The sequence below is a fragment of the Streptomyces sp. NBC_00878 genome (assembly GCF_026341515.1).
GTDB lineage: Bacteria > Actinomycetota > Actinomycetes > Streptomycetales > Streptomycetaceae > Streptomyces.
In genome coordinates, this window is the sequence record NZ_JAPEOK010000003.1 from 13,014 (window position 1) to 38,293 (window position 25,280).

General features: G+C 70.4%; 22 protein-coding genes. 8 read left to right on the top strand and 14 right to left on the bottom strand.

Annotated elements, in window-relative coordinates; all coding sequences use genetic code 11:
• Positions 1-28 precede the first annotated feature (28 nt).
• Both OHA11_RS46980 and OHA11_RS46985 read right to left on the bottom strand, forming a co-directional pair.
• Positions 29-1,795 (bottom strand): IucA/IucC family siderophore biosynthesis protein, encoded by a 1,767-nt coding sequence (locus OHA11_RS46980; protein ID WP_266508798.1) that lies wholly within the window; start codon positions 1,793-1,795, stop codon positions 29-31.
• Positions 1,796-1,962: 167 nt separating this feature from the next.
• Complete coding sequence (locus OHA11_RS46985) at positions 1,963-3,144, bottom strand: acetyl-CoA carboxylase biotin carboxylase subunit family protein (RefSeq protein WP_266508799.1); 1,182 nt, start codon at positions 3,142-3,144, stop codon at positions 1,963-1,965.
• Positions 3,145-3,474: 330 nt separating this feature from the next.
• On the opposite strand from OHA11_RS46985, the gene OHA11_RS46990 reads away from it, so the two are divergent.
• Together OHA11_RS46990 and OHA11_RS46995 are read left to right on the top strand one after the other, a co-directional pair.
• Positions 3,475-4,329, top strand: a complete 855-nt coding sequence (locus OHA11_RS46990; RefSeq protein ID WP_266508694.1) for a (2Fe-2S)-binding protein — start codon at positions 3,475-3,477, stop codon at positions 4,327-4,329.
• An 85-nt stretch (positions 4,330-4,414) separates the two neighbouring features.
• On the top strand, positions 4,415-4,723 hold the full coding sequence (locus OHA11_RS46995; RefSeq protein ID WP_266508696.1) for a VOC family protein: 309 nt from the start codon (positions 4,415-4,417) through the stop codon (positions 4,721-4,723).
• Here OHA11_RS46995 and OHA11_RS47000 read toward each other — a convergent pair.
• Positions 4,648-6,633 (bottom strand): N-acetylmuramoyl-L-alanine amidase, encoded by a 1,986-nt coding sequence (locus OHA11_RS47000; RefSeq protein WP_266508697.1) that lies wholly within the window; start codon positions 6,631-6,633, stop codon positions 4,648-4,650. The two genes, OHA11_RS46995 and OHA11_RS47000, sit on opposite strands and share 76 nt — an antisense overlap.
• 283 nt (positions 6,634-6,916) lie before the next feature.
• Complete coding sequence (locus OHA11_RS47005) at positions 6,917-8,056, bottom strand: aminoglycoside phosphotransferase family protein (RefSeq protein ID WP_266508698.1); 1,140 nt, start codon at positions 8,054-8,056, stop codon at positions 6,917-6,919.
• Between the two features lie 233 nt (positions 8,057-8,289).
• Between OHA11_RS47005 and OHA11_RS47010 the strand changes: the two genes are divergently transcribed.
• On the top strand, positions 8,290-9,789 hold the full coding sequence (locus OHA11_RS47010; RefSeq protein WP_266508700.1) for a hypothetical protein: 1,500 nt from the start codon (positions 8,290-8,292) through the stop codon (positions 9,787-9,789).
• Between the two features lie 86 nt (positions 9,790-9,875).
• Here the strand turns inward: OHA11_RS47010 and OHA11_RS47015 are convergent, their stop codons facing one another.
• The 4 genes from OHA11_RS47015 to OHA11_RS47030 form a co-directional block, all read right to left on the bottom strand.
• Complete coding sequence (locus OHA11_RS47015) at positions 9,876-11,354, bottom strand: PP2C family protein-serine/threonine phosphatase (protein ID WP_266508702.1); 1,479 nt, start codon at positions 11,352-11,354, stop codon at positions 9,876-9,878.
• Positions 11,355-11,725: 371 nt separating this feature from the next.
• Complete coding sequence (locus tag OHA11_RS47020; RefSeq protein WP_266508809.1) at positions 11,726-11,917, bottom strand: hypothetical protein; 192 nt, start codon at positions 11,915-11,917, stop codon at positions 11,726-11,728.
• Between the two features lie 260 nt (positions 11,918-12,177).
• The gene (locus tag OHA11_RS47025) at positions 12,178-13,275 is read right to left on the bottom strand and encodes a chemotaxis protein (protein WP_266508703.1); all 1,098 of its coding nucleotides are present in this window, start codon (positions 13,273-13,275) and stop codon (positions 12,178-12,180) included.
• Between the two features lie 177 nt (positions 13,276-13,452).
• Positions 13,453-15,093 carry an alpha/beta hydrolase gene (locus OHA11_RS47030; protein ID WP_266508704.1) on the bottom strand — a complete coding sequence of 547 codons (1,641 nt, stop codon included), beginning with the start codon at positions 15,091-15,093 and terminating at the stop codon, positions 13,453-13,455.
• A gap of 823 nt (positions 15,094-15,916) precedes the next feature.
• Here OHA11_RS47030 and OHA11_RS47035 point away from each other — a divergent pair.
• Complete coding sequence (locus OHA11_RS47035) at positions 15,917-16,786, top strand: GNAT family N-acetyltransferase (RefSeq protein ID WP_266508706.1); 870 nt, start codon at positions 15,917-15,919, stop codon at positions 16,784-16,786.
• Here the strand turns inward: OHA11_RS47035 and OHA11_RS47040 are convergent.
• Positions 16,783-17,892, bottom strand: coding sequence for an acyltransferase family protein (locus OHA11_RS47040; RefSeq protein ID WP_266508708.1), 1,110 nt, complete (start codon positions 17,890-17,892; stop codon positions 16,783-16,785). The genes OHA11_RS47035 and OHA11_RS47040 overlap by 4 nt on opposite strands.
• 375 nt (positions 17,893-18,267) lie before the next feature.
• Between OHA11_RS47040 and OHA11_RS47045 the strand changes: the two genes are divergently transcribed.
• The 3 genes from OHA11_RS47045 to OHA11_RS47055 all read left to right on the top strand — a co-directional run bounded on the left by OHA11_RS47045 (position 18,268) and on the right by OHA11_RS47055 (position 20,369).
• The gene (locus tag OHA11_RS47045; RefSeq protein ID WP_266508709.1) at positions 18,268-18,771 is read left to right on the top strand and encodes a methylated-DNA--[protein]-cysteine S-methyltransferase; all 504 of its coding nucleotides are present in this window, start codon (positions 18,268-18,270) and stop codon (positions 18,769-18,771) included.
• 20 nt (positions 18,772-18,791) lie between these two features.
• Positions 18,792-19,511, top strand: coding sequence for a 2OG-Fe(II) oxygenase (locus tag OHA11_RS47050; RefSeq protein WP_266508712.1), 720 nt, complete (start codon positions 18,792-18,794; stop codon positions 19,509-19,511).
• A gap of 78 nt (positions 19,512-19,589) precedes the next feature.
• Entirely contained in the window at positions 19,590-20,369 is a 780-nt protein-coding gene (locus OHA11_RS47055; protein WP_266508714.1) for a GNAT family N-acetyltransferase, read from the top strand.
• A gap of 101 nt (positions 20,370-20,470) precedes the next feature.
• Here OHA11_RS47055 and OHA11_RS47060 read toward each other — a convergent pair whose 3' ends face one another.
• From OHA11_RS47060 to OHA11_RS47080, 5 genes are all read right to left on the bottom strand, one after another.
• The gene (locus tag OHA11_RS47060; protein WP_266508715.1) at positions 20,471-21,352 is read right to left on the bottom strand and encodes a GNAT family N-acetyltransferase; all 882 of its coding nucleotides are present in this window, start codon (positions 21,350-21,352) and stop codon (positions 20,471-20,473) included.
• A 120-nt stretch (positions 21,353-21,472) separates the two neighbouring features.
• Positions 21,473-21,739, bottom strand: a complete 267-nt coding sequence (locus OHA11_RS47065; protein ID WP_266508716.1) for a GlsB/YeaQ/YmgE family stress response membrane protein — start codon at positions 21,737-21,739, stop codon at positions 21,473-21,475.
• A 74-nt stretch (positions 21,740-21,813) separates the two neighbouring features.
• Positions 21,814-22,359, bottom strand: a complete 546-nt coding sequence (locus tag OHA11_RS47070) for a hypothetical protein (RefSeq protein WP_266508717.1) — start codon at positions 22,357-22,359, stop codon at positions 21,814-21,816.
• A 55-nt stretch (positions 22,360-22,414) separates the two neighbouring features.
• Positions 22,415-22,975, bottom strand: coding sequence for a GNAT family N-acetyltransferase (locus OHA11_RS47075; protein ID WP_266508718.1), 561 nt, complete (start codon positions 22,973-22,975; stop codon positions 22,415-22,417).
• Positions 22,976-23,027: 52 nt separating this feature from the next.
• Positions 23,028-24,263, bottom strand: coding sequence for an aminoglycoside phosphotransferase family protein (locus OHA11_RS47080; RefSeq protein ID WP_266508719.1), 1,236 nt, complete (start codon positions 24,261-24,263; stop codon positions 23,028-23,030).
• 182 nt (positions 24,264-24,445) lie between these two features.
• On the opposite strand from OHA11_RS47080, the gene OHA11_RS47085 reads away from it, so the two are divergent.
• Entirely contained in the window at positions 24,446-25,231 is a 786-nt protein-coding gene (locus tag OHA11_RS47085; RefSeq protein WP_266508801.1) for a metalloregulator ArsR/SmtB family transcription factor, read from the top strand.
• The last annotated feature ends 49 nt before the right edge of the window (positions 25,232-25,280 follow it).

Here is a 25,280-nt window from a genome sequence, read left to right on the forward strand (position 1 = left end):
GGCGACCGCAGACGCAGAACCTCTGCGGTCATGCCGAATCCCCGGTCCGCAGCAGGTAGTTCGGGCCATTTGTGTAGTGCTTGTTGATGTCCGCCGCGCCCGAACGTTCCTTGGTGAGCAGGGTTCCCGCGGTGACCATCGCCTTGACGGGCAGCCGGGGTGAGTCCAACACCCGGGCTCGCAGCACGGCACCGGGCTCGCCCGCTCCCGTCCCGAGCCGCTCGATCGCCTCGGCGAGCCGGTCGCGTACGAGCCGCAGCAGCACCGGAAGCGGGGCGCGGCCGTGCCGGGCGAACCCGAACGCGTAGGCGCCCGCGCACAGATGGACCGTGACGGTGGTGAACAGGTCGACGACCGGCTGGTCGCTCTCGCCGAAGGTCCGGGCGTCGTCGAAGCCCCACGGCCCACCGAGTGCGTCGTCGCCCAATCGCCCGCCCAACGGCTCGTCCAACGGATCGCCCAACCTCTCGCGCAGCCGCGCGGCGTTGATGCGAGGCCCGTCGTTGTCCTTCAACAGCAGCCGCAGCCGCGTGTGCCCGTCGCTTCGCCGGTCGAGGACGAGCGAGATGTTCTGCTGATGCGACTCCAGCGCGATCCCGTACCTGAACAGCGTGGTCTGCCAGTCGAAGAGCAGGACGAGCCAGGCGTCCAGCAGGGCGAGCGGGTCACCGCCGTAGAAGCGGTCGGCGAGGTGGTCGACGACCAGTCGGCCGCCGGGTGCTTCGGCGAGCAGCGCGGCCATCGGCACGACGACGGAGTCCTGGAGACCGGCGGGGTAACGCCGGAACAGCGCGGCGAGCAGTTCGTGACCGGCATGCGCGTACACGGTCTCGTCGGCATGCAGGATCGTGCTCCGGAAGCGGGGTTCGCGGGCGACGACCCGCTCGATCAGACGCTGCCCCGCGGCCCCGTCGACGAGTGTCCCAGGCTTGATGGTCCGCCGGTTGCGCAGGCCCAACGTGGCGGTCGGCAAGGGGAGTTTGATGTGCCGGGACGGGTCGGCGGACAGTGCCACCGTACGCATCGAGAGGGTCGGCACGACTTCGAGGTGGGCTCGCTCGGCCAGCACCGCACGGTCCGCCAGGCCTGTGGCACGCAGGGCGCCCTCCAGCGGGGTGCCGACGGTCAACGGGTGGACGGGCAGGGCCACATGAGTACCTTCGAGCCCCGCCAGCCCGAGCCGCTCGGGCGTGGGCCAGCGTTCCGGAAGCGTGCCGCTGAGCGACTCCCGGGGCACGGCGAGCCAGCGCAGTGCGAAGCGTGGATTGAACTCCGGTGCGTACGACCGTAGTTGCTCCTCGGTGAGCCCGGAGCGGCCCCGTGCCGTGGGGTAGACGGGATGGTCGAGGTGGGCGGCGAGGGTGTCGTACGCCAGTCCGCCGTTCGGTCCGGTCCAGTCGGCAGGGGTCGCGCCATGACGTTCCGTCAGCTGCTCGGTCACCTCAGCCCGGACCGAGTCGTGCAGCCGCATGGTGGCCAGTGTCTGGCGGCACTCCTCCGCGAAGGCGTCGAATCCGTCCTGGTCGATGGGGTCGGCGAGGGCGCGCAGCGCGCCAAGGATCTCGTCGCACGTCTCGTATGGGACGGGCACGGTTTCCTGGGATTCTCCGACGAGCAACGGCAATCGGGCCGCGTACTCACACTGGAACCCGTCCTCGACGACGGGCAGCAGGAGGAACCGCCCTTGCCCATCGGCCAGTTGTAGCCAGGCGCCGTCCGGCCTGCGCACGAGCGTGCTGCGCGTGCGCAGGCCGACCACGTCCTCACGCAGCAGAGCGCTGAGTACCCGGGTCACCAGTTCGCCCTCGGTGGTGTAAGTCTCCGGCCGTTCGCCGCCCCTGCCCCGGCCCCTGCCCCGGCCCCTGCCCCGGCCCCTGCCCCGGCCTCTGCCCCAGTCCCTACCCCCGCCCCTGCCCTCGTCTCCGGCGTCGGAGGAGTCGTCGGCCACCGCCGTCGGAGCCGTCACCGCTGGATCTCCCACCGCTGCCCGGCCAGGAACGCGGCCACCGCCTTGTCCACGGCCTCCTGGTCGGTACCCGTGGCTCGCACTACGCCGAGGTAGTCGCGGTTGGTGCGGTACACCTCGTGCCGCTCGCCGACCTGCCGGAGCGGACGGTACGTCAACTGCACTTCGTCAACCGTCAGTTCGGTGGCGGCAGGAGCGGCGGTCAGTGTCCCGGGGCTCTCGGCGCAGGGGTACTCCAGCCGGGCCGCGCCGTCACGACGTGCTCCCAGGTCCGAGGGCATGCGCTCACCCAGGTGCGTACGGAGAATGAGCTCGAAGAGCGGGATCTCCAGCAGGCGCGCCAGCAGCAGGTCGCACTGGTCGCCGATGGCACGGTAGTTGACCTCGATGATCCGCGCCCGGCCCTCGTGGACCACGAATTCGGTGTGGCAGGCGCCGAATCCCACGCCGAGCGCGTCGAGTTGGGCCAGCACCTGGGCGACGACCGGCTCGGGATGGGCCGGAACGAAGGTCATCCGCTCTTCGATGAAGTACGGCGGCGGCGACACCTCGGTATGGAAACCGCCCAGGACAAGGCGCACATGACCGTCGCCGAGCGTTTCCAGGGTGTACAGCTCGCCGGGCAGATGCTCCTCGATGACCAGGGCGGCCCGCGGGCGACGGCTCCTGATCTCCGTACAGCACGCCACCAGTTCCTCGAAACCGCGGACCAGCACGACGTCTTCGCTGGCCACGCCCTCGCGCGGCTTGACGACACAGGGGTACGGGACGTCGAGGGAGGTCAGGTCCGCGGGATCGGTGACTTCGGTCGACCACACCGTGTCCGCACCGACGGAGGCGAGGTGGCGACGCATCTCGGCCTTGTCCTTGGTGCGCAGGGTGACCCACCAGTCCTTGCCGGGCAGGCCGAAGTAGTCGGCGGCCAGGGCGGCTTGGGTCTGCAGATGGTCGCTGTTGGTGAAGACCGCGTGCGGCCGGTGATGAGTGGATATCCGGGTGACGACGGCGTGGAAGTCGCGTACGTCGCACTCCAGGATCTCGATCTCCGGATATGTGCGCCGGTGCGCGTCCGGCTGGTCGGTGAGGAGCGTGACGTCCAGGCCGAGCCGTGCCGCGGCGGGCAGGAACCCTTCGGTGACGGAGTCGGTCGGGTTGAGGGCAAGCAGATAGATACGCATGCGAGGGAACAACTTCCGCTCGTGGGACGCGGTCGGCAGCGTGCCGCTGTCGGCGCGGAACGCGAAGGCTTCGACGTCGACGCTGGACACGGGTATGCGCCGGAGGACACGCGGTGGCACGCGCGCGGGTGCGGCCTGTTCGATCGCGGTCACAGTTAGTGAGCTTAAATGGGCCATGCTTTACGTTTCAACCAGCTAGGGAGGGGTGTGACGTGCGCCTCCCTTGATCGTTGCTCCAGGGGTGCGATCACGCACTGCTGTCGGTGATCTCTATACTAAGGTAAGCCTTACCTGCTTTTCGCGCTTCGCCCCTCATGTACAGGAGTACCGATGACTGTGGCCCTGGAGACTCCGTCGACCGGTGCGGCCACGACCGTGTCCGGCCTGCTCGCCGCCACGTATCGACAACTGGGTGAGGTGTGCGAGGCGTTGACGGTGCGAGTGGTTGATCCGGCTCCCGCTGTCACTCAAATGGGTGTCAGTGGCGCGGAGTTGACGAAGGATCAAGTGGTCCTGGACGCCTTCGTCCTGGCCGAGGCCGTCCGCATCGAGGACCGCTACGACCACACCCCGCGCCGGGACGTCGCCGCCTCGCGGGCGCTCCACGACTACGCGTGGTCGGTCGGCCTGCTGATGAGCGGCGTCTGGTACCTCACGGGCCGAGTACCGCGTATCCGCCCCGAGGACGTACGACTCGACCTGACGACCGGCGTGTTCGGGATCAGCCCCGGACCGGACCTCGCCTGTCTGCCGGACGACCCGGCCGCCGCACTCCCCGGTGCGCTGACTGTCCCTCACGAGGAGGCTCTGCGTGCGGAGTTGAGGGTGGCGGTCGCCGACCACATGGAACCGCTGCTCTCCGCGATCGCCCCACTCATCCGGCGCGGGCCGCGCGCCCTGTGGGGCATGGTCGCCGACGACCTCGTCTCCGGCGTCTGGTACCTCGGCCGCATGCTCGGCCAGGAGGCCGACGCCGTACGGGCCGCCGGCGCGCTGCTGCCCACCGCCGTGCAGCCCTTCCCCGGCGGAGCCGACTTCCGCCATCTCACCGGCAGCGACGGCCGGCAGCACCCGACCCGCACCCGCCTGGGCTGCTGCCTCTACTACACGATCCGCCCCGCCGAGGCCTGCGCCACCTGCCCCCGCACCTGCGACGCCGAACGACTGCGCCGCATCGAAGGCTGACCAGAGCGGCACGGCGGGCCGCTTGCCGTCCCGCGTACGGTGGCTTTCAGGCGGCCGACACATGTCTCGCGACAGGAGACGCGCGATGACGGGCGAACCGACCTTCTTCGAAATCGGCGTGGCCGACCCCCAGCGGGGCCGCGCCTTCTACGGATCCCTCCTCGGCTGGATCTTCGAACCCGGCACGTCCGAAGGCGGAGGCTTCGCCACCTCCACCGACGGAGTGCCGGGCGGCTGGCACGGCGGCGACACCGGAGCCTCGCAACGACCAGGGCTCCGCCTTCGGACTGCACGAACCATCGAAGTGACCCGCTCCCGTTACGAGGCCGAGGGCATCACCTGTACGTCGGCGGCGCGCACGTACGCCACCCGGTGCCCGAACTGGATCTCGTAGTACATGTCCGAGCCGCGCACCACCCGGTGCGGCGCCGTGTCGAAGGTCGGCGAGTAGAAGTACTCGCCCGGCACCTTGTTGCCCGCCGAGTACTTCTGCCCCTCGAGCACCTTGTACGGCAGGGGCGAGACCGCCTGGACGGGCACGCCTGCCGGGTAGGCATCCTTCTCCGGGTACGCGCGTCCGTACACGGGGATCTCGGTCAGCCCGGCCTTCGGCGTCACGACCTGACCGGTCGCGTTCACCGCCGTCGGCTGCGTCGCCGGGTTCTTGAACCAGGCCTTCTGGCCGAGGAACCAGATCGCGGTCCAGTCACCGTCGTGTCCGGCGACCGCGTACCGCTGGCCCGTGGAGACGCGTGAACCCAGGTCGTTCACGTTGGTCGTCGAGTCGTCGCCCTCGGGCCGCAGACCGATGTCCTTGACGAGCGGCGCGCTCTCACTTGGCTCGGTGTGGAGTCGTACGGCGCTGGAACCGTGCGCCGCGCAGAGCTTGCCGCTGGTGACGCAGCCGGTGAACTCCGGCTTGTGCTTGGCGTATTGGGGCAGCACGGTGACGAGCCCGCCGGTGGATCCCGGGTCGGCGCCCAGTGGCTTGCCGAGCAGGGTGAAGTAGTGCTGCCAGTCCCAGTACGGGCCCGGGTCCGTGTGCATCCCGGGGATGTTCGCCGTTGTCGGTCCCGGCACGGTGTCGTGCCCGAGGATGTGCTGCCGGTCCAGCGGGATGCCGTACTTCTTCGCCAGATACGTCACCAACCGCGCAGACGACTGGTACATCGCCTCCGTGTACCAGGCATCCGGCGCCGCGAGGAACCCCTCGTGCTCCAGGCCGATCGACTTGGCGTTGACGTACCAGTTGCCCGCGTGCCAGGCCACGTCCTTGGCCTTCACATGCTGGGCGATGTGCCCATCGGTGGAGCGCAGACTGTACTGCCACGACACATAGGTGGGGTCCTGCACCGTGGCGATGACGCCTTCCCAGGCGCCCTCCGTGTCATGGACGACGATGTAGTCGATGCTCTGGGACGTGGGCCGGTCGGCAAGGTCGTGGTTGCCGTAGTCGCCGTCGCCGAACTCCTCGTACGGTGCCGGAATCCACTCGCACGACACGGTCGTCGGGCACTCGGTGCCGTCCGCGCGGGCCTTGCGCAGTCCCGCCCTTTCCAACTGGCTTGTGTCCGGCCGGAGTTGAGGCTGGGCCGTGAGCGCGACCCGCTGGCCCGCGTCCGTCGTACGGTGCCCGCCGCGGCGGATCACGTCGAAGACATCGTCGGCGTACGTCGCCGCCGTCGCCGTGTCGTCGGCGCCCGAGTAGCGTGCCACCGCCCCGTACCAGTCGGCCGCGTCGTCGCTGAGCGGCTCGCCGAGTTGCTTCTGGGCGGCGGCCAACAGCGCGGCACCGCCCGCCACATTGGCGGCCGAGTCCGTGCGCAGCCGCTCCGCGGGGATGCCGGTGAGCTCGGCCGCCTTCGTCAACGTCTTGAGCCTGGCCGGGAGTTGGGTGTTCTCCGGCACCTTGGCGTCGGGGCGCAGAGCCGTGCGCGAGTCGTCGCCGCGCGCGTCCTCCGTGGCGTCGCTGTGGTGCGGTGACACCGTCCGGGCGATCGCGGTGCGCGCGTCGGTCAGATGCATGGGCCCGTACCCGCCGGTGACGCTCGGAGCTCCGCCGTGCGCGTCCCAGCGGGACTGCAGGTAGGAGACGGCGAGGAGCACATTCCGCGGTACGTGGTACTCGGCGGCCGCGTCGGCGAAGGAGTTCTGCAGCCGCGCGGAGGATGTCTCGGGGTCGCTGTCGGACGGGGCGGCGCCGAGCAGCGGCAGCAGCAGGGCCGCCGAGGCGATGGCACCTGCCGCCCTGCGCGCGCGTCTGTGCCCGGTGGAGGGGCTGGAGTCGGTGGGGGATCTTCGCAAAGCGGGCCTCCTGTGACGAATCGGTCGTGATGATGCGTGCGGGGCCGGGCGTCCGTCAGTGGTACCGGCTCTCCGACGATCCGTCAATCATGCCCAGAGACAATCGATTTCCCATGTCAGCGCCGGACGCCGCCCGTGTCGCGGTGGTGGCGCCCGGGTCCGCGAGGCGTCAGTGGAGTGAACCTGTGGCCTGTTCGGGTGAATGTCCCGACTGGAGTCCCCCGACACGACGAAGGTCCGCGATGCGCCCCCGTACCGGGCGCACCGCGGACCACCATCCCCGTCAGCGAGTGCCGACCGCCGCTCGGACGGCCTTGCGGGCCATCTGGCAGTCGTCGTGCAGCCGCCTCAGCAGCAGCCGCTGTTCCTCGCCGGACGGCGCAGCACCCGGGTGGGCCGGTCCCGGTGCCGCCGGGGTCGTCTCGTGCATCGAACGCTGCACGGCCGTCTCGTACGTACGGATCTCCCTGGTGACGACGAGCATCAGGTTCACCAGGAACGCGTCACGCGACGCGGGTCCCGCCGACTGCGCGAGCTGGCTGATCTGCCGCCGGGCGACGGGCGCGTCCCCGAGGACCGCCCACAGCGTCGCCAGGTCGTACCCCGGCAGATACCAGCCCGCGTGCTCCCAGTCCACCAGCACTGGACCGGCCGGTGAAAGGAGGATGTTCGACAGGAGGGAGTCGCCGTGGCAGAACTGGCCCATGCCCTGACGTCCCGACGAGTGCGCGATGCCGTGCACCAGCTTCTGCAGATCGCCCATGTCCCGGTCGGTGAGCAACCCCAGCTCGTGATACCGGGAGATCCGCGCCGCGTAGTCCAGCGGGGCGGCGAACGTCCCCGGCGGTGGCCGCCACGCGTTGAGTCGGCAGATCGCGCCGAGCGCAGCCCTGATGTCCGCGCGCGGCGGGGCCTCCGCCGGATGCCGCTGCAACGCCGCCACCCGCCCCGGCATCCGCTCGATCACCAGTGTGCAGTTGTCCGGGTCCGCCGCGATCAGGCGCGGCACCCGCACCGGGGGCCGGTGCCGCACGAACGAGCGGTATGCCGCTATTTCATGACGGATGCGCTCGGTCCACACCGGAGAGTGGTCCAGTAAGCATTTGGCGACGGCGGTGCTGCGCCCCGTCGTGCCGACGAGGAGCACGGAGCGGCCACTGCGGCGCAGCACCTGCACCGGAGTGAACTCCGGACAGATCCGGTGCACCGACGCGATCGCCGTGCGCAGCTGCGCGCCCTGAGGGCCGGACAAGTCGAGTCTCCCGCTGAGCGGTTGGGTGCCGAGCCCCGGCACGCGTCGTGCTCGACCGGCACCGAGCACGGGAGCCGCAGGGCGTACGGGGTCGAGGTAAGGGCCGCTGCCGACCGGGCGGGCGTGCAGTGACCGGGGCGGAGCGGACACGGAGGACGATGCTGCGTACATGGGCGAAACAGATCCCTTCGTGTGCCTGCGAGTTACCGCGCTACCCGGCCCGGCCGCCGGGGTGCACCCTGGGGAATGTCCCTTCGGCGACCGGGTCGGGGTGGCGCGTTCCTACCTGACACCCGTTGCCCAGTGGCACACCATCTGGCGTGGCCTGGCGGACCCTGGCGAATAGTCGCTCAGCAACTGACAGACGGTTACTGTCAATTCAGCCGAGAACCTGGGGGCTTGACGTGAGCGGACAACCCAACACCCGCCTTTCGGACCTGTTCGGCCTGGCCGGCTGGTCCAAGGGGGAACTCGCGAGGATGGTCAACCGGCAGGCGGCGGCCATGGGCCACCCCCAGCTGGCGACCGACACTTCACGAGTGCGGCGATGGATCGACATGGGAGAGATCCCGCGCGATCCGGTGCCGAGGGTGCTGGCAGCACTGTTCACCGAGCATCTCGGCCGTGTCGTGACCATCGAGGATCTCGGTCTGGTCCGGCACGGGCGCACGGGGAAACGGCAGGGCGGCGGGAGTACGGAACATCCCGACGGTGTGCTGTGGGCGCCCGAGCGGACCGCCGCGGTCCTCACCGAATTCACGGGAATGGACCTCATGCTCAACCGACGCGGCTTGGTGGGCGCGGGTGCCGCGCTCACCGCCGGATCCGCACTCAGCAGCGCCATGCACGACTGGCTGCGCTCCGATCCGGCCCTCGCGGCCGACACCCCTGACATCGACAATCCCCTGCACGCCGACCCCGCCGGGTTCGATCGCTACGAGGCCGCCCCCATCGGGTCGCAGGAGATCGAGGAACTGGAGCGTTCGGTCGAGGTGTTCCGGGCCTGGGACGCGGCCCGCGGCGGCGGCCTGCAACGCAAGGCCGTCGTGGGACAGCTCAACGAAGTGGGAGGCATGCTCTCCTACCGACACCCCGACCATCTGCAGCGGCGCCTGTGGGGCGTCGCCGCCAACCTCGCCGTCCTCGCGGGCTGGATGTCGCACGACATCGGCCTGGAGCCCACGGCTCAGAAGTACTTCATCATCGCCGCGCACGCGGCCCGAGAAGGCGGTGACCGGCCCCGCGCGGGCGAGGCGCTCTCCCGAGCGGCCCGCCAGATGGTGCACCTGGGCCGGCCCGACGACGCGCTCGACCTCATGAAGCTCGCCAAGTCGGGATCCGGCGACGAGGTCCTGCCGCGCACCCAGGCCATGCTCTACACCATCGAGGCCTGGGCACAGGCGTCGATGGGCAAGGGCCAGGCCATGCGGCGCACCCTGGGGGAGGCGGAGGACCTCTTCGTCTCGGACAAGGGTGACGTGCCGCCGCCGAGCTGGATGCAGCTGTTCGACGAGGCGGACATGCACGGGATGCAGGCCCTGGCCTACCGGACACTCGCGGAGCACGACCCGTCCGCGGCGACCGACGCCCAGCGCCACGCCAAGGAGGCGCTGGAGCTGCGTGAGAAGGGCCGGGACCGGTCGCAGATCTTCGACCACCTCTCGCTCGCGTCCGCCTGCTTCATCGCAGACGACCCCGAACAGGCCGATCGGTACGCACGCCTGGCCCTGACGTCGATGGGCTCGAACTCCTCCCATCGCACCTGGGACCGCCTGCGTGAGATGTACCGGCTGACGGGACAGTACTCCAGCTATCCGAAGATCAATGAGCTGCGTGAGGAGATCAAACTGGCGCTGCCCAAGGGCTCGTTGAAGGCCAGGGGCGGCAACAGCGCACGGGCATAGGGGGCCGGTGCGCCGCAGAGGTTCACAGCGCCGTCTGTCGTTGGTCGCCGATCACGCCGCCATCTGTCGTCGGGTCGCGCCCCGTGTCAGGTGGCAACCCTGGCGATGAGTACGCAGGCGTCGTCCTCGCGCTCCGTCTCGCCGAACTCCTCCACGACCGTCCGTACGCAGTCCTGTGCGGTGCGGGCCTCGCCGAAACGGGGGGCCAGGTCGAGGAGACGGCTGACGCCCGCGATGCCTCCGCCGCTCTCGGCTTCGCCCGTGTGCCCCGAGCGGGGGGTCCCCCATCGGCCGGGGACCAGTCCGTCGGTGTGCAGGAGGAGCAGGTCGCCCGGTTCGAGTGTTTCCTCGGCCTGTCCGTAGACGGCGCCCGAGGTGGCACCGAGCAGGACGCCGTCCGGCGGTGTGAGCATGCGCCCCGTCCCGTTGCGGAACAGCAGCGGGGCGGGGTGTCCTGCCTGCGCCCATGTGAGTGTGCGGCTCTCGGGCCGGTAGCGGCAGCACACCGCGCTGCCCAGGGCCGGTTGGACCGAGGCGTCGAGTAACTGGTTGAGCCATGCCATGAGCTGTCCGGGCTCGGTCCCCGCCACGGCCATACCGCGCAGGGCGCCGATCATCATCGCCATGCCCGAAGTGACGGTCACGCCGCGGCCGGTGAGGTCACCCACGCTCAACAGCGTGTCCCCACCGGGCAGTTCGAGAGCGTCGTACCAGTCGCCGCCGATGAGCTCGCTCGTCGAGGAGGGCAGATAGCGGGCGGCCAGGTCGAGTGTCTCGGGTCCCTGGCGCGGGAGCCGCAGGGAACCGCGCCACGGCGGCAGCACGGCCTCCTGCAACTCGACCGCGAGCCGGCGCTCGGTCTGCGCGAAGTGGCGTTGGTGCTGCAGCGAGTCACGGGTCTCGCTGACGGTCCGCTGGCTGCGGCGCAGCTCGCTGACGTCCCTCAGGACCGCCCACATCGAGGCGGTGCCGCCGTCCGCGTCGAGCACGGGCTCGCCCATCATGTGCACGGTCCGCACGTCGCCGTCGGGCCGGACGATGCGGAACTCGCCGTCGATCGGCTTGGCGTCGATGAGGCAGTCCGTGACCATCGCCGTCAGTATCGGCCGGTCCTGGTCCAGCACCACGGACGGCAGTTCGTCGAGGGTGAGCGGGGGAGCGGCCCGGTCGCGGCCGAGAATCTGGTAGAGCTCACCGGACCAGGTCGCCTCGTCCGTCAGCAGGTTCCACTCGGCGCTGCCGACCCGGCTGAGCAGTGAGCCGTACGAGGGTGCGGCCGGCACGGTCCGTACGACGGGGGCCGCCGCCTCGTGCGCGGCGGGCACGGACGGCGGGCCGTCCCTGAGCTGCGCCAAGTGCTCGTCGAGATCGCTGAGTTGATGCATCGCCAGGTCGCACAGGGCACGCTGCCAGCGTCCCTCCGGGTCCGTGCCGTCGGCCGGCGCGTCGCGCCGTACGGCGTCCACCTCGCCACGCAGCCGGCGCGTCTGGGAAATGAGCGCGTCGACCGAGCCGCGCGGGGGCGGCTGGGCGGCAGGGTGGTCCGCCGAGAGATGGGACGGCATGAGGTACTCCGATACAGGCACGGTACGACCAAAGCTGAAGGAAGGACCGGTTACGACTGTTGCACAGCCCACGACGCGCTGTAAGGGATTTGGCAACACGCGATGCGGTGGTGCCTGTGGCATATGCCGCAGTCCTTGTGGAGGGTGCGGGTGGGGCGGATTCAGTACGTGGACCGGCTGGTGAAGTCGTAGACAGGGTAAGCGAGTTGGTGGAGTGACGGCAGTGTCCGCGAGTGCTCCATCGTATGTTCGGCGAGCGTGTGTGCGTTAGTCGGGTACCAGTGCTGTCGGCATGGGGCGGTCCTGCCGGCGTGGGGCGGGGATGCGGCCGTCCTTGTGCGTGCGCGGCCGCCGGTCCGGTGCACGCCGCGTCAGTACCGCTGCGCTTTGACGAGCTTCGGCGTGAGCACCGGCTCGGCGGGCTTGCGGCTGATGGCGAGCGGCTGTGCGCGCTCGCCCGGGGCGAGGTCCTCGGCACCCACGAATCTCGTCTCGACCGCCTCGTTGGCCCGGGCCACCTCCGCCGACAGTCGGAACCGCCGGAGTCGCTGTCGGAGCCGCACGACGCGACCGTGCTCATGGCCGCTACGAACGCCGCCAGGGCGACGACGGCCGAACGGGTGCGGCTCGACCGGCGGGGTCCGCGGGGCGACAGTGCGTTCATCGCGTGCTGTCCTAGCTCTCGGCTTCGGGCTCGGCTACTGGTCGATCGCCGCCGGTCGGTCTGCGAAATGAACCTTATGCCGCGAATGATGGCAAGGCATTCCGGAAGAGGGCGGCGGCTGCCTCGGCTCTCGGGGCGTACGTCCGTGAGCGCGAGGACTCAGTAGCGCAGTACTCCGGCGATGCCCTCCGCGTCGCCCAGAGTGCCGTCCGGGACGAAGCGGACCTGCGCGCCGGTGTCCAGGCACTGTTCGACGATCTCGTCCACGATGTTGTCGCGGGCGTCCAGGTCCTCGGTGCCGGCCGGGACGAGATGGTCGCCGCCGTCGTCGCGTACGGTCACGCGGTAGTTCTCCTCGACGGCCAGCAGCCGGACGCGGCCGGCCGTCGCGTTCTGCCAGACCTCGTCGACGCCGGCCGCGAACGCCCGTCGGCCCCTGGCGGTTTCGAGTTCCCGCGTCACGGTGTCGGCGTGCTTCCGGTCCTCGGCCGTGACCAGGGGGCTGACCGCCTGCCACACGGCGTCGGCACTCGCGTGCGCGAGACCGCCGTGCGGCACGTGGACGGCGTCCTTGGCGACGGTGCCGATCTCGTCGAGCAGGGAGAGCGCGGCCTGCTCGCCGGTGACGTACACCGGTCGCGGGGCGCCGCGCAGGACGCGGGCGAGGGCGGTGTCGCCGTCCCGCAGGAAATGCCGCGTCCGCTCGTCGCGGAAGGTGCTCGGCAGGTCGCCGACGCGTTCCTGGCGCTCGGCGTCCGGGTCCTCCAGGCTCCGCGTCAGCGGGAAGCCGGCCACCTCGGTCTCGACGACATGTCCCCCGCCGCCGCTCCACAGGGAGATCCGGTCCGCGGAGACGGCCAGCACCCAGAACGGGCGCTCGGCGGCCTGCGCGGCGACGAGATTGCGGGTCAGGAAGGTGTCCGAGAGGACGACGCGCTCCGGCACGGTACGGGCCAGCGACCACACCTGGTGCTCCCCGGGGGCCGCGAAGATCGCGAGGCCGTCCTCGGCGTGGACCAGATCGACCTCCGTGAGCGCCTGCTCCAACTGCTCGACGACGTCCATCCGCCGTTCACGGGAGACCGCGGGGTCGGATTCGAGCTGCTTCTTCGCCTCGGCCAGGACGTTCCGCAGCCGGACGGGATCCTGCGCCTTGTCCGGCTCGCGGCGATGCGTCGGAGTGAGCACGGACACGGCCGGATAGGGCCGCGGGCGGCGCAGCTCGGTGAGTGTGGTGGGGCTGAGAACATGCTCCATAAACGCACCATATGGCCGAATGGGTGAACGGGCACGCGGAGGACGAGGAGCTGCGGAAGATGAGGAACTGAGGAAGCAGATGAGGAACCGAGGAAGGGGAACCGAGGAAGGGGAACCGGGGAAGGGGAACCGGGGAAGGGGAACCGGGGATCGAAGATCCCTTTCGGACACCGCGGCTCACTCCTCCGTCCCGCATGAACTCCCGTCGTCGGGCAGTGAGCCGTACAACAGGAAGTCGTCGACCTTCCGGTGCACGCACTTGGAGGACCCGTACCCGGTGTGGCCCTCGCCCTTGTTGTCGAGGACGACGGCCGACGAGCCGAGGCGGGCCGCGGTCTCCGTGGTCCAGCGGTACGGGGTCGCGGGGTCACCGCGGGTGCCGACGAGGAGCACCTTCGGGGTGTCGACGTCGCGTACCTTCTCGCGGATGTAGCTGGTGCCCTTCGGACGGCCGTAGCACATCAGGACCTGGGTGAGGCGGTACCGGCCGAAGACCGGGGAGGCCTCCTCGTACTCGGTACGCAGCCGGTCGATGTTCTCGGTGACCTGGTCGGCGGTGGGCCGGTCGGGGTCGTCGGCGCAGTTGATCGCCACCAGCGCGGCCGGGAGGTTGTCGACGGGAATGTCGCCCTCCTCGATCAAGCCCCCCTCCCCGTCCTTGGTGAGCCCGCCGTTGCCCGGGACCGCACCGTCCCCCGGAACCGCACCGTCGCCGGGGACTGAACCGTCGCTGGGGACCGTGATGCCTCCGGGGAGCGTGATGCCGCCGGTGGAGAACCGCATGATGCCGCGGGTGTCGCCGTCCTGGACCAGCGAGGTCAGCGCCTGCGAGAGGGCCGGCCACAGCTCCTTGCTGTAGAGGGCCTGGCCGATGGCGCCCACCAGATCCTGGCCGGAGAACGGTTCGCCGAAGTCCCCCGGCACCGGGTCCTCGTCCAGCGATTCGATCAGCCGGACCACGTCGCGCCGGGCAGTGCGCGAATCCTGTCCGAACGCGCAGTTGATGTCCTCGGTGCACCAGTCGAGGAAGTCCGCAAGCGCTGTCTGCTGGCCCTGGGCGCTGGCGATGCCCTGTTCGCTCAGCGGTTCGGTGAGGGTGTCCACGCCGTCGAGCACCAACCGGCCCGTCTTCTCGGGGAACTGGGCCGCGTACACCGCGCCCAGCCGCGTTCCGTACGAGAAACCGAGGTAGTTGAGCTTCTTGTCGCCGAGGGCCTGGCGCATCACGTCGAGGTCGCGCGAGGCGTTGACCGTGCCTATGTGGGGCAGGACGGGCCCGGAGTGTTTGGCGCATTCCTCGGCGGCCTTGCGCAGCAGGTCGAGAGCCGCCCGCGGGTCGTTGCTGTCCTCCGCGTCGGGTTCCGTCTCGTCCGTGGCCTCGCCGGTCCCCTCACCGCAGCTGACCGGAGAGCTTCGGCCGACGCCGCGCGGGTCGAACGTCACCACGTCGTAGCCGTCGGTCAGGCCCAGAAAGTCCTTGCCGCCGGCGGTGAGTTCGCTGACTCCCGGTCCGCCGGGGCCGCCGAAGTTCAGGACCACCGAACCCCTGGACTTCCCCGTCGCCCGGAACCGGGCCAGGGCGAGGTCGAGCGTCCCGTCGGCCGGTTTCGCGTAGTCGAGCGGGACGGTCACCTTCCCGCACTGCAGGTACTTGGGCAGGTCGTCACCCTCGCAGGCGGACCACTTGATCCGCTGGCCGTAGAAGCGGGACAGATCGGGACGGTCGGTGTCCGCCGTGGCGACCGACGGTAGCGCGGCTCCCAGCAGGGCCAGCGTCACGGCTCCGGTGAACGCGCGGCGTTGGTGCGTGGACAGCATGAAGGCCTCCCGGGACGCCCCGGCGCGAGGCCGGGGATTCCCCCTCGAACACGATAAGGGGGCACCTCCGACCACGCCTCTGGGCGAGCGGACCGGCACCGGGGGCCTTACTCTGCGCGCCGCGCTTTCCGCCGCGCGTGCTTCCCCACGTTCCGCCCCGTTCCGCCGTGTCCCGTGCGGGTCCCGTTGTCCGGGGTCGCGGCAGCGCGCGGACAGGCAGGCAGTTCGACTGGCGCACCGCCCGATGGCGTGAAGAATCGGCAAGCCATAACCAGCATCGCCCACCGGCGTTCATTCGGTGCGGGCGAGTGCCCGCGACCATGTCTGGAGGCAGGGAACCTATGAAACGGGTTGCCCGAATGGTTTGACCATCGCGGCCGCCGCTTCCGGCGCTCAGCCGAGTGACACCTCCGAGGCCGGAAGACCCCACCGGGCACACCCCCCGGTGGGGTCTCCCTCTGCCAGTCCCCGCACGCCTCGCGTCCCCCTGTACGACGCTCACGAGCTGGCCGGGGCCGGGGTCACGTCGTCACTGGAAGGGCGAGGTCTCCTCCGGGTCGGTCAGGAACCGCTCCATCACGGTCAGGTCGTTTTCGGCCACCGGGCGCAGTGTTACGAGATCCATGAACGGTCAGCCTAGGCGCGGCCGACGGGCCGGTACTCCCTCGTGGGGAGGACACCGGCTCATTGCCGCGCCACGCACCTCGGACATCGGGAAGGATGCTGCGCGGGTGCGGCCGATCACCGCATTCCGCTCGCCGTGTTCCGCCCCCGTACCGTGCCGTGCCGTGTTCGGCCCTCCCGCATGAATGGAGCGCAATCGATGACTTCTCCCAGCCCCGAAAGCCTCGTCGTCACGCAGGCCACGCTCGACGACTGGCCCGTGATCAAGGGGTGGGCGGCGGACGAGGGGTGGGATCCGGGGGAGTCGGACGGCGGGTGCTTCTTCGCCCAGGATCCCGAGGGGTTCTTCCTCGGCCGGATCGACGGTGAGCCGGTCTCGGCGATCTCCGTGGTCAACTACGGTCCTGACTACGCCTTCCTGGGCTGCTATCTCGTACGTCCGGATCTGCGGGGCCGCGGCTACGGCCTCACCACCTGGAAGACGGCCCTCGCCCACGCGGGCGGCCGGACGATCGGACTCGACGGAGTGGTCGCCCAGCAGGACAACTACCGCCAGTCGGGGTTCGAACTCGCCTACAAGACCTTCCGGTTCGGAGGCGTGCTCGGAGACGTCCCGGCCGCGGGTGAGTCGGACGGAACCGGTGTCCGGGCGGCCGAGGCGTCGGACCTCGACGCGATCACGGCGTACGACAGTGCCTGTTACCCCGCCGACCGACCGGGCTTCGTGCAGCACTGGCTCACCGGCCCCGGGCACCGCGCCCTGGTCCGTATCGTCGACGGTCGGCTCACCGGCTACAGCGTGATCCGGCCCGCGCTCACCTCCCTGCGCGTCGGACCGCTGTTCGCCGACACCCCGGACGACGCCCGCGCTCTCTTCGCCGGGCTGGCCGCTGAAGCCGACGGCCGCCCGGTAGCCGTCGACATCCCCGAGACGAGCGTGGCGGGCGTCGCCATGGCCGAGGCGTACGGTCTGACTCCGTCGTTCGAGACGGCCCGGATGTACACCGGCCCCGTCCGCCCGCACGCCACGGCCCGGGTCTACGCAGTCACCACACTCGAACTCGGCTAGCCCGTCGGGCGCACGCCGCCCGTCGGGGCCTCGCCGCGGTGGTTGAACATCCAGGACATGCGGGGTTCGACGACGAACCGGAATGTGGAACGGACCGGCCCCGAGCACAGCACCGTGATGAGCCCCACGGCGGCCGCCGTGACGGCCAGTTCGCCGAGCGGGGTACGCACCCACGCGTGGTCGTACCAGTCCCAGAAGCGGGACGCCTTGATGACGAAGCCGTGCAGCAGATAGCCGTACATCGTCCCGGCCCCCAGAGCGGTGCACCACAGGTGCCTGCCCGGTACCCATGCCAGGAAGCAGGCCGTCAGGACCAGGGCGAGAAGGAACAGCGCAGGGGTGGTGAACAGCCCCGCCCAGTTCGGCGCGCCCTGGCCCGTGACGCTGCCCCGGTGGTAGAACCATCCGGCACTGAACCAGGGCGCCACCGCGTACGCCGCACCGAGTGCCGCTGCGGCCACCGGCAGCGCGAGCAGCCGTACGCGCCAGGTGCGCAGCCGCTCGAAGTGCTCGGCGCGCAGCGTCAGTCCGAGCACGAAGAACGGCAGGAAGCCCAGCACCCGTTGGATCGCGATGTCCCCGCCCAGGTCCGGTGAGACGGCGGCCAGCACGGCGAAACCCAGCGCGACCGGTACCGGGTGGCGCAGCGCCAGCCAGATCGGTGTCGTCAGCCGCCAGACGAACAGCGCGACCAGGAACCACATCAGGTACCAGGGATCCAGCAGGCTCAGCGGATAGCTCGGATCGTCCTGCGCCCAGCGGTAGAAGAGCGTGTAGGCGGTCTCGAAGACGAGGAACGGCACGACGACGCCCGACAGCAGTCGGCGCACCCGGCCCGGCGCCATGTCGAAACTCCGGGAGAAATAGCCGGAGATGAGAGCGAACGCGGGCATGTGGAAGGCGTACACAGTCAGATACGCCGCCGTCGCGGTCCTGCTGCCGTGGGTCAGCGGCTCCCACGCGTGACCGCAGGCCACCAGCACGATGGTGAGGTACTTCACGTTGTCGAAGTACGGGTCTCTGCGGGCGGGCGCCGGCCGGGCCCGCTTCTCGGGCAGGCGTTCCCGCAGAGCTAAGGGCGCGGGGGCTGGTACGTCTTGCGACATCGCATCTCCTGGCCTCGGGGCGGGGAATCGGCCCTTCCCGCCTGCCCCCTCCCGTACGGCTCAGTCGGCGCGTACGTTCGCGGCATCAGCGGCAACCGCCTGCTTCACGATTCCAATTCTCCCGCCGGTCACCCCACGGAGGCGTGCGCCACGCCCTCGTCCACCCTCATGCCGTTCACGAACGGCACGCTCGGCTTCTACACGCCCGAGAACGCGGCGGCGCGCTTCTTCGCTTGAGCCGGAGTGACCGCCGAGCCAGGGTGACCGCCGCCCTGCCCGGGCGACGCTGCGTGATGTCCGAATCCCGCCAGCATCCGTGATCGGTACGCCCCACTGTGGGATATAGAACGAAAAGCGGATGAAAGGGAGGCGACGATGACCGCCTATACGACGATCGACAGCCCGCTGGGTGAACTGCTGCTGGTCGGTGAAGAGGACCCGGACGGCGTGACGTTGACCTCGCTGACCATGCCGGGGCAGCGGAACGCCCCTGCCGTGAAGCCCGGTTGGCGGCGCGACCCGGACCGCTTCGCGGACATCGCTCGCCAGCTGACCGCCTACTTCGCCGGTGAACTCACCGAGTTCGACACCGAGTTCACTCCGGGTGGCACGGACTTCCAGCAGCGCGTGTGGCATGCGCTGGAGGAGATCCCGTACGGCACGTCGACCACGTACGGAGCGCTCGCCGAGCGGCTCGGCGTGCCCCGCGACCGGAACCAGGCACTGGGCGCGGCGATCGGCGCGAACCCGCTGCTGCTGGTGCGCCCGTGCCACCGGGTGATCGGAGCCGACGGCACCATGCGCGGTTACGCCGGCGGCGTCGAGCGCAAGGTCCAGCTCCTCACCCACGAGGGCGTCCTGCAGCCCACCCTCCTCTGACCTCCGAGGCAGTCCCCACCATGAACGACACCACATCCCCGGCGGCCCGGACAGCAGCGCAGGACTGGGCCGCCCTGACCGACGAACTCGACGAGCACGGCAACGCGCTCACCGGACAGCTCCTCACCCCCGGGCAGTGCCACGAGATCGCCGCCCTGTACGACGAGGACGACCGTTTCCGCGCGACCATCGACATGGCCCGCCATCGCTTCGGCTCCGGCCAGTACCGCTATTTCACGCACGAACTGCCGGATGTCGTAAGGGAGTTGCGTGAGGCCTTCTACCCACGGCTGCTGCCCATCGCGCGCGACTGGGCCGAGCGGCTCGGCCACCCCGCGCCCTGGCCCGACACGTTGGGGGAGTGGATGGCGCTATGCCATGCTGCCGGGCAGTCCAAGTCCGCCCAGATCCTGCTGCGTTACGGGCCGGGCGACTGGAACGCCCTGCACCGTGACGTGTTCGGCGATCTGCTCTTCCCGCTCCAGGTCGTGATCGGCCTCGACGTCCCGGGAGTCGATTTCACGGGCGGCGAGTTCATCATGACCGAGCAGCGCCCGCGCGCCCAGTCCAGGGGATCGTCCACGACCCTGCCCCAGGGCCACGGTCTGATCTTCACCACCCGCGACCGGCCCGTGGCCTCCAGGCGGGGCTGGTCCACCGGCCCCATGCGGCACGGAGTGAGCACCGTCCGCTCCGGGCGACGGCGCACGCTCGGGCTGGTCTTCCACGACGCGAAATGATCACCCGGTTGGCGCCCGGGACACCGACTCGCCCGAAACTCCGTTGCCCGCCCGTTCTGAGGATGCTGGAGTGACGCAATGGATCACACAGCGGTACTGGCCCTGTTCGACCGGGACATGCGCGAGGGCGCGCGCCCCTTCGGCCTCGACTCCGTGGTGGAGCGCGTCGGAGCGGTGGTGCGGCACGTCGGACCCGAGAAGGGCTGGAACGGGGTGCTCTGGTCGGACCTCTCGGAGGCCGACGCCGACGCGGCGATCGCCGAGCAAGTGCGCCACTTCACGGGCCTGGGCCTGGAGTTCGAGTGGAAGCTGTACGCGCACGACCGGCCCGTCGATCTGGGCCGACGGCTGCGCGCGGCCGGCTTCACGGCCGAACCCGTGGAGACGCTGATGATCGCCGAGGTCGGCGAGCTGGACCTCGACGTCCGGCCGCCGCAGGGCATCGAGCTGCGGGCCGTCACCGACGCCGCGGGCGTCGACCTCGTGGCCAACGTCCATGAGCAGGCCTTCGGCACGGACAGCTCCCGGCTCCGGCACCTGCTGCTCACCCAGCTCGCCGAGGAGCCGGACACCGTGGTCGTCGTCCTGGCCCTCGCCGGTGACGTGCCGGTGAGCTCGGCCCGTATGGAACTCATCCCCGGCACACAGTTCGCGGGACTGTGGGGCGGCGGCACCGTCGAGGCCTGGCGCGGCCGCGGCATCTACCGCGCCCTGGTCGCACACCGCGCCCGAATCGCCACCGAGCGCGGCTACCGCTACCTTCAGGTCGACGCCTCGGACGACAGCCGCCCCATCCTCGAACGCCTCGGCTTCACCCCACTGACGACGACCACGCCGTACATGTACGTGGCCCCGTAACCGAGGTATCCGGCCTGCCGTGACGGGTTCGCCGCGATGTCGGCCCGTCGCTGAGATGACGGCCGGTCGCTGAGTGTTGCCGGACGCGGGAGCACGCCTTCTCACAGATCGAGTTGGTACTGCACCGCCTGGTGCGTGGGCAGATAGCCGAGGGTGTCGTTGATGCCGCGCATGTGCGTGTTGCTGTCGGCCATGTCCGTGAGGAGGCCGCCGAGTTCCGGGTGGTGCTCGCGGGCCTGTCGGATGGACCGCGCCTTCATCCAGAGACCGAGACCGTGGCCTCGGTGTTCGGGCAGCACACCGGTCCCGTAGTGCTGCGCGTCCCCTTGGCCGGTGCCCGGAACGACGAGTTCGGAGAAGCCGACGACCGACCCGTCCGCGGTGTCCACCACGGCGACGGTGTGCAGCAGTTCACCCCGCTTGGCGATCGCCTCGGCTGCGGAGAGCACCCGGTCCACGTCCCAGACGACCGTGCCGTAGTCGGTTCCGTCCATCGGCATGTCGTCCATGGCCCGGCGCGACTCGGCGAAGGTACGCGCCAGTTCGGGCGGCACCGTGCCGTCCCACTCGATCAACCGATAGCCCTCATGCGGCTGTTCGGCGATCTCGTCGATGCGGTGGAGGTCGGCGTCGGCCAGCGGGAGCCGTGCGTATGTCAGTGCCAGTACCTCGCGGAAGCCGCGCGCCGCCAGGAAGAGGTCGCCGGGGGCGTCGGTCTCGGCCTGGGCGAGAACGGAGCGGCGCCGCTCGTCGCGTGCCGCCGCGACGGCCGCGTCCAGGAGAGCGCCGCCGACACCACGCCGTCGCTCGGTCCGGTGCACGGCGATCTCCAGCTCGGCGAGATGCTCCTGCCCCTCCTTGGTGAACAGCCGCAGAAAGGCGGACCCGACCGGTGCCCCCTCGTCGTCGGACGCGAGCCATGCCAGACGGCGGCTCGACGCGCCGGCCTGGGCGTCGGTGAGCGCGGTGATGCGATGCGGCAAGGCGTCTCCGTCACGGTTGAGGTGCGGTGCGGTGCGGGCTGCGGGGGAAGCCCGCAGACGCTACCCGTGACGGAGGACGACCTGCAACAACACTGCGCGATGCGCCGCGATCTGTCGTGGTCAGCGGCGGCCCGCCTTCGACCGGTCAAGAGCCGCGACACCGAACGCCGCGAGCCCGATCTGGATCAGCCACTCGATCCAGTCCACCCCATTGGTGTCGGACACGTCGAACGCGTTCGCCAGCGCCGAGCCGATGAGCGCGGCCACGATGCCGACCCCGATCGTCCACAGAATGCCGATGCGCTGACGGCCCGGAACAACGAGCCGGCCCAGCACACCGATGATGATGCCGATCACGATGGCACTGATGATGCCCGAGATCTCCATCTCAGCCCCTTTTCGTCATACTCCTTACTGATACGAGTGCCCCCAAGACGTGAGTACAGTCCGGGCAGTTCCCCTCAGCCGGCGCCGTCGCCGATCCAGCCGGTGACCGCCAGCACCTCACGCGCGATGTCGATCACCTCGCGGTCGTCCGTCACCACGCGTACGGTGTCCGCGGGCGCCCGCTCCTCCAGCAGGCGGGCCTTGTGCGCGCTGCCCCGCAGCTCCTGTTCCAGCTCGGAGCCGAGCTCGCGCCCCTTCAGCCGCTTGGCGGCGGTGGCGTCGCCGGCCGTGAGGAGCACTCGTACGAGCCGTACGTCATCGCCCATCGCCCGCTCGAACATGCCCGCCGCCTCGGCCAGCACGCTCACGGTGTTCGTATAGATGAGGCGCCGGTGGCCGAGCTCGGCGAAGTTCCCCCACACCGCCGCCAGATTGCGTTCGGTGATCCCCGCCCGGTGCGGGTCGTCCTCCGGCGCCGGATGCACCTGCCCCATGAAGTCACCCTCCAGTACGGCGTGGGCGACCTGGGCCCGCCGCAGCCGGGCCGAAACCTCCCAGCCGACGGTCGACTTCCCGACGCCGGCGCGCCCACCGATGAGCAGAACCTCCGCATGACTCATGGGAGCAGCCTGCCAGCCGGGGGCCGGTCACGGCGATCGAGAATCGCCCGAAAGGTCAGGCGGTGTGGTCGGCCAGGCGCCACGTCCGCAGGGTGATCTCCCGTCCCCTTGATGCCCGCAGGACGGGCGCGTCGTCGGTGAGTGCGAAGCCGGTGGACCGGGCGACGGCGATGCTGGCCGCGTTGTCCTCCTCGATGCACAGCACCACGCGCCGCGCTCCCGTGTGGCGCACGGCGTACGCGGAGACGAGGCGGACGGCCCGGGAGGCCAGCCCCTTGCCCCGGTGGGCGGCTCCCACGCCGTAGGCGATCTCGACGTCCCGCTCGTCGGTCTTGCTGCGGAACAGCAGCACCTCGCCCTGGGGCAGGACCCCGTCCGTGGTGATGGCGAGCTGCATTTTGCGTCCCTGCGCCCGCGCCTCCTGGGCCTCGGTGAGATAGAACTGCGCCGCCATCGTGTCGAACGGTGAGGCCACCGGGGTCCAGCGGGCGATCTCGGGGTCGTCGTACAGCGCGACCAGTGCGGGGATGTCGTCCTCGGACCATTCGCGCAGGTGAATACCCTCTCCTTCGAGCCGCAGGTACGGAGGCGGGGCGAGTGTCAGCGGGCTGTCCATGAGGCGATCCTGCCTCGCGGGCCGACGGCGGCCAAGGGTGCGTGCGTGCCGCTCACCGCACCACGGAGCGCTCCAGATCGGCGAGACCCTGGTCGGGAGTGGTCGCGCGGCGCACGGCCTCGCGGATCACCGAGGCGGGGTCGCCCTGGTGATAGACCCGCTCCGACGGTTCGATGCCGTCGAGGAACTCCTGGTAGCGCACCGCGTACGCGAGAGGGGCGAGCGGTTCGGCGACGGCCAGGGCGCGGGCCGGATCGCTGCCCGGCACCTGCTCCCGCCACGCGTCCGCCCAGACGCGGGCGGTATCCGCGCGTACGGCCTCGGAGAGGAAGGAGTGGACGCGCAGCGCGTCCAGGACCGGGTTGCCCCAGTGTGCGTCGGCGAAGTCGACGACCACCGGCGGGCCGCCGTCGCTGCGCCAGTTGCCGGGATGGAAGTCACCGTGCACGACCGTGTCCGGCAGCCCGCACTCGTCGAGCAGCCGCCAACGATGCGTCAACTCCCGTGCCACGTCCAGCTCGTGGGAGGTCAGCTCGGCGGAGACAGGGCCGTCGAGCAACCCACGGACCCGCTCGGCGAAGACGGACGTACGACGGTCCGGCAGACTCGCGGGCCGTTCCTCCGGCCACGCGGCGAGGGCCGCCTGCGCCGCGACGAAGCGCCGCACCCCGGACGCGGCGGTCTCCGCCGACGCCTTCCAGCAGTCCTCGCCGGGGATGTGCTCCATCAGGAAGCGGCCGTCGGCGGAGCCGAGAACGGTCGGGACCAGACCCGGATCGACCCGGGCGAAAGCGGCGATGACCTCCACCTCGTCCGAGGCGAAGCGCGGAGTGGCCTTCAGCCAGACCGGGCCCCGGCCGGTCGGCAGCCGGAAGAGCCCGGCCAGATTCCACGTGCGCCGCTGCTCCACCGGCCCGGTCACCGGCCGCCCCGCCGAGGCCAGGGTGCGCGTCGACCAGTCGAGCAGTTCCCGCAGCCCGTCGATCCGCGCCCAGGGAGTCCGCAGCGGGTCGTCCCCGTGCAACAGCCCTGGATTGGCCGGGAGTTGGAGCAGTACACCGGGGCGCTCCAAAGCCTCGACGTGGTACGTCACATGACCGTCCCGCCCGCCCTCCCCACCGTCCACGGACAGCAGGCGCACCACCAACACCCGCACCCCGAGCGCCTGTTGCAGTCGCCGGACTACCGGCTCGACCTCGGACCACCACGGCACGTCGACGGAGAAGGGGCCGACGGCGCCGAGGAAGTCCTCACCCGACGTCACCCACGCACTGAAAGTTCGGCTCACCGCGACAGTGTGAGCGAGCCGGCCGCGCGCTGCCAGCGAATATCGCCGGGGTACCCCGGATGGCAGACGGCACCGGACGGGACGGCGGACGGTACCGAACGATTGACATGCAGGTAATTACCTGCATAACGTTGAGTGTGCGATCGGATGAGGAAGAGGAACCAGAGCCGGAGAGCGGACCAGTGCCGGGTGGGGACGCGGAGACGGACCAGGTCTTCAAAGCCCTGGCCGACGGGACGCGCAGGCGGCTGCTCGACAGGCTGCACGAGCACGGCGGACAGACGCTGGGGGAGCTGTGCGAGCGCATCGACATGACCCGTCAGTCGGTCACCCAGCACCTGGCCGTCCTGGAGGCGGCCAACCTGGTCAGCACGGTGCGGCGGGGGCGGGAAAAGCTGCACTACCTCAACCCCGTACCGCTTCACGAGATCCAGGAGCGGTGGATCGACAAGTTCGAGCGCCCGCGTCTGCGCGCGCTCAGTGCGGTCAAGCGACGAGCCGAGGAAGACATGAGCGACAAGCCGACATTCGTGTACGTCACCTACATCGCCAGCACACCCGAGAAGGTCTGGGACGCGCTCACCGACGCCGACCTGACCGCCGCGTACTGGGGTCACAGCAACGTCTCCGAGGACTGGCGCCCCGGCTCCCGGTGGGAGCATCGGCGCATCGACGGATCGGGGATCGCCGACGTGGTCGGCACCGTCGTGGAGAGCGAGCGGCCCACCCGGCTGGTGGCCACCTGGGCCGCGCCCGAGGACGAGGGGCAGCAGGACAAGCACTCCAGGGTCACCTACGACATCCGGCCGCACGGCGGGATCGTCCGGCTGACTGTCACGCACGAGGACCTCGCCGACGAGACCGCGGTCAAGGAGGTGTCCGCGGGCTGGCCCGCCGTGCTGGCCAACCTGAAGTCGCTCCTCGAAACGGGCAGTCCGCTGCCGCAGGAGCCGTGGCTGGTGCCGTAGCGCCGACCGGGCCGGGCGCACATGCGTCGGCCGGCCCGCGGCGTGAACG

Bases quoted from the DNA above. Each gene is read 5' to 3' on its own strand.
- OHA11_RS46985 (WP_266508799.1), bottom strand. From the start codon at position 3,144: ATGCGTATCTATCTGCTTGCCCTCAACCCGACCGACTCCGTCACCGAA.
- OHA11_RS46990 (WP_266508694.1), top strand. From the start codon at position 3,475: ATGACTGTGGCCCTGGAGACTCCGTCGACCGGTGCGGCCACGACCGTG.
- OHA11_RS46995 (WP_266508696.1), top strand. From the start codon at position 4,415: ATGACGGGCGAACCGACCTTCTTCGAAATCGGCGTGGCCGACCCCCAG.
- OHA11_RS47005 (WP_266508698.1), bottom strand. From the start codon at position 8,056: ATGTACGCAGCATCGTCCTCCGTGTCCGCTCCGCCCCGGTCACTGCAC.
- OHA11_RS47015 (WP_266508702.1), bottom strand. From the start codon at position 11,354: ATGCCGTCCCATCTCTCGGCGGACCACCCTGCCGCCCAGCCGCCCCCG.
- OHA11_RS47025 (WP_266508703.1), bottom strand. From the start codon at position 13,275: ATGGAGCATGTTCTCAGCCCCACCACACTCACCGAGCTGCGCCGCCCG.
- OHA11_RS47030 (WP_266508704.1), bottom strand. From the start codon at position 15,093: ATGCTGTCCACGCACCAACGCCGCGCGTTCACCGGAGCCGTGACGCTG.
- OHA11_RS47035 (WP_266508706.1), top strand. From the start codon at position 15,917: ATGACTTCTCCCAGCCCCGAAAGCCTCGTCGTCACGCAGGCCACGCTC.
- OHA11_RS47040 (WP_266508708.1), bottom strand. From the start codon at position 17,892: ATGTCGCAAGACGTACCAGCCCCCGCGCCCTTAGCTCTGCGGGAACGC.
- OHA11_RS47045 (WP_266508709.1), top strand. From the start codon at position 18,268: ATGACCGCCTATACGACGATCGACAGCCCGCTGGGTGAACTGCTGCTG.
- OHA11_RS47050 (WP_266508712.1), top strand. From the start codon at position 18,792: ATGAACGACACCACATCCCCGGCGGCCCGGACAGCAGCGCAGGACTGG.
- OHA11_RS47055 (WP_266508714.1), top strand. From the start codon at position 19,590: ATGGATCACACAGCGGTACTGGCCCTGTTCGACCGGGACATGCGCGAG.
- OHA11_RS47065 (WP_266508716.1), bottom strand. From the start codon at position 21,739: ATGGAGATCTCGGGCATCATCAGTGCCATCGTGATCGGCATCATCATC.
- OHA11_RS47070 (WP_266508717.1), bottom strand. From the start codon at position 22,359: ATGAGTCATGCGGAGGTTCTGCTCATCGGTGGGCGCGCCGGCGTCGGG.
- OHA11_RS47075 (WP_266508718.1), bottom strand. From the start codon at position 22,975: ATGGACAGCCCGCTGACACTCGCCCCGCCTCCGTACCTGCGGCTCGAA.